The following is a 5,883-nucleotide window of genomic DNA, read 5'->3' as shown; positions in this document are numbered from 1 at the left end:
AATATAGAATTAGGTCTTGCAGAGGAAAATGTATGTTCCTAGCAAGTGCCATCTTCCACATAACAATGCGCTGCAGGCCGACGTCTAACTTTGTGCACTTTTTGCGCGGTCGCTTCGCTCCCATTATCGCGCAAAAAGCGCACAAAGTTAGCCGCGGCTGAGCGCGGCGTTAGCTGTCAATAGCCAAGAGAATAGTGTCATCGCCAAAAGTTTGGGAGAAACATAATGTCAGAAATTAAAAAAGATGCAGAAAAAGCCTATGTGGCAACGAAGACTGTGGCAAAGAAGGCAGGAAAGCTGGCTTCTTTCCTTGCGAGAGCTGCTGCTGCTACTGCTGGAGTAAAGGTTAATGACAAAAATCGCGAAGAAGAACTGAGAGAAACTCCGCGCCATAAAGATGAATGGTTTCAGTAGGTATCGAACGGTAAAGGCATACCCAGAGAACATCCAGGATATTGAGTAAGTGGTGGGGGGCAGGGTTATAAAGTTTGAGTTTTCCCCGCCGAAATTTTGGAGCGCAGCAGCGGCTGGGTGGGTAGTAAAGTTCAGGCAAATTACCACTCCGCCAGCTAACCAGGCGCTGCTGAGGGACAGTTTACTTTATGCACCTTTGTGCGGCTCGCTACGCTCGCATTCTCGCACAAAGGTGCATAAAGTAAACTGCCCCAGAGCGCAACGTTAAGCATCACAAGTAATGAAATTCTTACCGCTCATAATTGGAATTTTTCCTGGCCTGTTGCTAGCTAGTACGATCCCTTTAGATAAGGACGTTATCCAAGCAAGAGAATGTGGTATGGAACAAAGAGATGGCCATGGGCAGTTGCTGCCAATAGCTGTTTCAATTCCGCTTGAGTTAAATTGCCTCAATTGCAAAATTGAGTTCAATTTTAACGTACCTGCAGGTGGAGGCTATCCAACCAATGTGAGTTCCAAATCCAGCGGCATCTCAAAACAGCAGGAAAATCAGTATAAAAATACATTTTCTCGTGGCTGGGCATTTCCAGGTTGTAGCCATAAAGGCAAAGCTAGAGGTTTTCAGGGAGAGCGCAGGGCCTTCAATGCTTAACAAACGCAGGCAGTTTGCTCCGGCCCTTCGGGCCTCCGCGGGACGCCCAACGCTATGCACATATTGTGCTGGTCGCTGCGCTCCCTTTTTAGCACAATATGTGCATAGCATTGGTCGCCCCTGCTGCGGGCGTTAAGCATCAGATCATGCGTAGAGAAAAATCAGAATCAGAAAAGGCAGCAGGGAAATTGATTTCTGCCATCCAAAAAGAATGGGGTGAAGAGATTGGTACACCCCAAGCAGACCATAGCGAAGAAGTAATGGGACGTGCTCATGGGCTTTTACAGGCACGTACAGCTGAGTCAATGAGATCATTACTGAAAGAGAAAACAGTCACAGAGTTTCTAGGCGAGTTCTGGGTTCGTAGGCATCCGCTGGTAAAGCCAGCCATAATTTTCCTAGAAAAAGCCATGGAGCGAGAAAATGCTTAACAATCACAGGCACGTTGCTACGGCCCTGTGGGCCTCCGCGGGACGGCCTACGCTACGCTTCGGCCGCCCGTGCTGTGGGCGTTAACTTCATATGAGCATTGCGCTAGGAAAAATAATTCAAGAAGCTATCCCACTTGTGGAAATGCAGGTAGGTGAAGCTTATGACAAATACACACTAGAGAAAGAGCTTCGGTGGCATAACCCGAGACCATCTGATTCTTTTGAAAATGTCATGCCTGAGATAATCGCAGCCTGGTCTGTTGACGACTCTCAGATTATTTTAATTGAAGTGATTTGCCATGATCTACATACGAGAGCTCTATCTTTTAATGATGTTGATGAGCTTGAAGAGCACATGCTTAGTGGCTCATCGTACTTAAACTGGTATATATCGTACGTAGTACCAATAATTGGGGGTATAGTCCGTGACTTTGACGCCTATACGTCCGATGGCGAAAAAATAGTAAAGCACGTATTTGATGAAACCAGCACATCCGAATCAAAACAAGGCTGTAAAATTGAGTGGAAAAGTTAACAAGTCAAAGCACGCGGACATGGTAAAGCTGTCACCTTTTTTGTTCCAAAAAAGCCGCCAACTTCACCATGCCGGTGTTTGAGGCGTTAAGCACAGGTTAGTATGAGAGTACTGTTAATTTTACTAGCGACACTAGCAATGGCGCTTTTTATCAATAAGTGGGCTGGTGGCTATGGTGGTACCTTTATGCTTTTGGTACTTTTGATTTCTTTAGGAATTCCCTACCCATTGTCAGCGTTTAAGTCTGCTCGCTATAAAAGACGTATAAATAAATGGCTTGAGCAAGCTGGGCTTCAGCTAAAAAATGTTGAACCCCGGGCTCATAGATTTAGAAGCGGTAAACTGTTCTGGAAAAGTACAGATGCTCAGTTAGTGTTTAGTGTAAAAAGTGGAAATTCCGAGTATTGGTTTGCCTGTGGGAGCTGGTGGCTAGGCGTATACTCTAACAAAATTAGTATCTATCAATACATTGATAGAAAATTAGTGTTTTTCGAACGCATCAGTGCTTAACAAAGCGCTGCAGGCCGACGGCCAACTTTGTGCACTTTATGCGCGGTCGCTGCGCTCCCATTATCGCGCATAAAGCGCCCAAAATTGTCCGCGGCTGAGCGCGACGTTATGCCTTAGAGCAAAAATTCTGGCACCCAAATTGAAAAAAATATTTATTTATAGTGGTACTTTTCTACTTGCGCTTTCAGCCTACTTCGTAACATTCTCATCATTCTATGAGTCATGGTTTCCCTATTACTACGAAGATTACCTGTCATACTTCTTCATGGTGGGTATTGGGATTGTCTTAGGGGCGCCATTCGTGATTACTTGGGTAGTAGAATCAAAAAATGAGGAAAGCTACTTTTCCAAGTACGTCAGTTCAGCCACCAAAGTGCATGTATTCATAGTAGCTCTATCTGTCTTAACGTTCGCTTACATGATGGCCAATGGTATTTTGATCAATGGGTCCGGTGTCTACCAGGTAGTTCCAGCGAGTGAATAGGCATAACAAACAGCGGCAGAGCGACAGCCAACGCTACGCACTTTTTGTGTTACTCGCTGGCGCTCAAACATTAACACAAAAAGCGCTCCGCGCTGGCTGCGCCTGCGCTGGGCGTTAGGTGCACACCAGTATGAGATTGCATCATTGGACTCACCCACGGAAGGAAATCGAGTTTAACCTGAATGACGGAACAGCAAGAATTTTTGAGCTTAGTGAAGATCGATCTGAAAACTCAATCTGTCCTGGATATTCCGCGAGTGAGCGTAGGGCGTTTGGAGGCAGAGAGCATTTTGCAGTTTACAAACTGAATTCAGATATTATTTTCAATGCAGGAAAAAAATCCTGGAATTTATCTGATGATGCTGTCGAGGTGGAGCATACTCGCCCTTATCCATTTTTCTCCAGATTTTCGGTGAAAGTTTCGGGCGAAACAGAATATTCAATCACTTATTGTCATTTTGGGCGGCTTCTATATATGTGTCTCGACCCTACATACGATAAATTGGAGCAAGATGCTGATTTTTTCCTGGAGTTTGTAGCGGAAAATGGTAGCTCGAAAGAGTGGCTATCCCACGTGGCCAGCCAATGGCGCTCCGCAAGCAGCACCTAACAATCAGCGGCAGAGCGACAGCCAACGCTACGCACCTTTTGTGTTACTCGCTGTCGCTCAAACATTAACACAAAAGGTGCTCCGCGCTGGCTGCGCCTGCGCTGGGCGTTAAATGTCAGGTTAGCATGGAAGATTTTCCCGAATTATACGAACTCATAGGTCTTTTTGCGGCAGAGCCGGAGCTTACTGATCGAGATGTGCCTTGGTTTTATAACCGGCTTACCTATCGAACCGAACGTGGCGATAACAAAATCTATTGTGCGATTGAACCAGGGTACGGACAAGTAGTCCTTATATGGGAAAAGGCGGGGGTTCTTGTAGCTTCACTCAATCTGGAAGGTATAGTTGGGCTAAAGGTAATATCGGAACGGGGTACCGAAAAAATGGTCGCTACATTCCGCCCGTCAACAAAATTGCTAGATTTTGAGTTTCAACTTAAACCCACAATAAACTTGAAGTGGGGAAATCAACTCAATGAGTAATACATTTAACAAACGCAGGCAGTTTGCTACGGCCCTTCGGGCCTTCGCGGGACGCCCAACGCTATGCACATTTTGTGCGGGTCGCTGCGCTCCCAGTTTCGCACAAAATGTGCATAGCATTGGTCGCCCCTGCTGCGGGCGTTAGGCAAAGGAACCTGCCAATGAGAGAAAATGGAAATAATCTTTTAGTTTTGGGCGCTATTTTTTGTGGAGTAGTTGCAGCGGTCCATATTGGTTGCGCAATTTTTGGCGGAGATTGGTATCGAGTGCTCGGAGCTGGTGAGCAATTGGCAGAAATGTCAGAGCAAGGCCATTGGTATCCTCCAGTCATAACGCTAGTGATTGCTTCAATTTTTATTGTTTGGTCACTTTATGCGTTGTCTGGCGCGAGGAAAATATTGCGGCTACCGTTCTTACGGACAGTGTTGTGCATAATTTCGGCAATTTTTATATTCAGAGCGTTGGCTTTTTTTATAATAATGCCCTTATTTCCGGGAAATAGCCTAGCTTTCTGGATTGTAAGTTCCGCTATCTGCTTCGGCATCGGAGCGCTTTACGCAATAGGTCTGGTTCGTGCCTGGCCGCACCTTAGTGCCAAAAGTGCCTAACAAACAGCGGCAGAGCGACAGCCAACACTACGCGCCTTTTGTGTTACTCGCTGTCGCTCAAACATTAACACAAAAGGCGCTCCGCGTTGGCTGCGCCTGCGCTGGGCGTTATGTTTTACCAGGAAATCATCATGTTTCAGAAGGGAATTTCTCCAGCTTTAATAGATCAAATAAAGCGTAATGCCGAAAGGGATGTTGCTATAAGAAGAACAGCTTCCGCAGCAGAGGAACAAGCGGATATAGCCCTAGAGTTGCTAAAGCACGCGGAGCGAGCTGAGCAGAGAGCACAAGATGCGGAAAGTACAGCAGGTGAAGCCCTTCAAACCGCTGCGGCAGCAAATGTAATCGCAGTAATTTCAATAATCATTTCGAGCTTGCTGGCAATTGTCGGAATAATTGTAGCGGTTTCCATCGGGATCGCGGGAGAATAAACATAACAAACAGCGGCAGAGCGACAGCCAACGCTACGCACCTTTTGTGTTACTCGCTGTCGCTCAAACATTAACACAAAAGGAGCTCCGCGCTGGCTGCGCCTGCGCTGGGCGTTAGCATCCAATATGAATTTAGACCTTGATAATTTAACCATAGGCTCTTTCGTCCTCGGGGCAGAGTTCCATGGAAAGAATCAAATCTTTCAAGGTGTTGGCTATAGTGTCAGTGTACATAAGAAAATAGTTGCGAATATTCATATCAATTTTGGAACAAAAATACCGAAGTCATTAGTTTTTAATGATTGTATTATTCTTAACGGTGAAATTTGCAATATCGATGTTAATACGGGTTGTCGGGAGATTGAAACACTATTAGGACCCCCACAAGAACAGTGGGAAGACGACTATGCAAAAAATTATAGGTATCTGTATAAAACACATGAGCTAGAATTTAATTGGTTGGTCGATAAAGATCATCTAGAGTATTTGTCAATTGATTTGGTTTAAGGTGCAGAATGCTAACAAAGCGCTGCAAGGGACGGCTAACTTTGAGCACTTTATTGCGCGGTCGCTGCGCTCCCATTATTGCGCAATCAAGCGCCCAAAGTTAGCCGCCCCTGAGCGCGGCGTTAGTTGCGACGTGAAGTCGTATAAATTTCTGTTACACACTCTGATAAATCACAGGAGGTTATTTCTCAGAACGATGTAACCCGATGTTCTGCCATC

The 5,883-nt window shown here is 45.7% G+C and carries 10 protein-coding genes; all 10 read left to right on the top strand.

Going from position 1 to position 5,883, the window contains the following annotated elements; translation table 11 throughout:
• Positions 1-225: 225 nt before the first annotated feature.
• The 10 genes from FDY93_RS18940 (at position 226) to FDY93_RS18895 (ending at position 5,664) form a co-directional block, all read left to right on the top strand.
• Positions 226-414 carry a hypothetical protein gene (locus FDY93_RS18940; protein ID WP_138237328.1) on the top strand — a complete coding sequence of 63 codons (189 nt, stop codon included), beginning with the start codon at positions 226-228 and terminating at the stop codon, positions 412-414.
• A gap of 280 nt (positions 415-694) precedes the next feature.
• Positions 695-1,066 carry a hypothetical protein gene (locus FDY93_RS18935; protein ID WP_138237327.1) on the top strand — a complete coding sequence of 124 codons (372 nt, stop codon included), beginning with the start codon at positions 695-697 and terminating at the stop codon, positions 1,064-1,066.
• Positions 1,067-1,212: 146 nt separating this feature from the next.
• Complete coding sequence (locus tag FDY93_RS18930; RefSeq protein WP_138237326.1) at positions 1,213-1,497, top strand: hypothetical protein; 285 nt, start codon at positions 1,213-1,215, stop codon at positions 1,495-1,497.
• Between the two features lie 91 nt (positions 1,498-1,588).
• Entirely contained in the window at positions 1,589-2,032 is a 444-nt protein-coding gene (locus FDY93_RS18925; protein ID WP_138237325.1) for a hypothetical protein, read from the top strand.
• Positions 2,033-2,134: 102 nt separating this feature from the next.
• The gene (locus FDY93_RS18920) at positions 2,135-2,542 is read left to right on the top strand and encodes a spore germination protein (RefSeq protein WP_138237324.1); all 408 of its coding nucleotides are present in this window, start codon (positions 2,135-2,137) and stop codon (positions 2,540-2,542) included.
• Between the two features lie 614 nt (positions 2,543-3,156).
• On the top strand, positions 3,157-3,636 hold the full coding sequence (locus FDY93_RS18915) for a hypothetical protein (protein ID WP_138237323.1): 480 nt from the start codon (positions 3,157-3,159) through the stop codon (positions 3,634-3,636).
• A 125-nt stretch (positions 3,637-3,761) separates the two neighbouring features.
• On the top strand, positions 3,762-4,118 hold the full coding sequence (locus tag FDY93_RS18910) for a hypothetical protein (RefSeq protein ID WP_138237322.1): 357 nt from the start codon (positions 3,762-3,764) through the stop codon (positions 4,116-4,118).
• 161 nt (positions 4,119-4,279) lie between these two features.
• Positions 4,280-4,726 (top strand): hypothetical protein, encoded by a 447-nt coding sequence (locus tag FDY93_RS18905; protein ID WP_138237321.1) that lies wholly within the window; start codon positions 4,280-4,282, stop codon positions 4,724-4,726.
• Between the two features lie 131 nt (positions 4,727-4,857).
• On the top strand, positions 4,858-5,157 hold the full coding sequence (locus tag FDY93_RS18900; RefSeq protein ID WP_138237320.1) for a hypothetical protein: 300 nt from the start codon (positions 4,858-4,860) through the stop codon (positions 5,155-5,157).
• Between the two features lie 126 nt (positions 5,158-5,283).
• Positions 5,284-5,664, top strand: a complete 381-nt coding sequence (locus FDY93_RS18895) for a hypothetical protein (RefSeq protein ID WP_138237319.1) — start codon at positions 5,284-5,286, stop codon at positions 5,662-5,664.
• Positions 5,665-5,883: the final 219 nt, after the last annotated feature.

Origin of the sequence: Microbulbifer harenosus (assembly GCF_005771435.1) — a bacterium.
Classification (GTDB): Bacteria; Pseudomonadota; Gammaproteobacteria; order Pseudomonadales; family Cellvibrionaceae; genus Microbulbifer; species Microbulbifer harenosus.
Note: the sequence above shows the minus strand (reverse complement) of the source record. Positions and strands in the feature narration are given on the sequence as shown.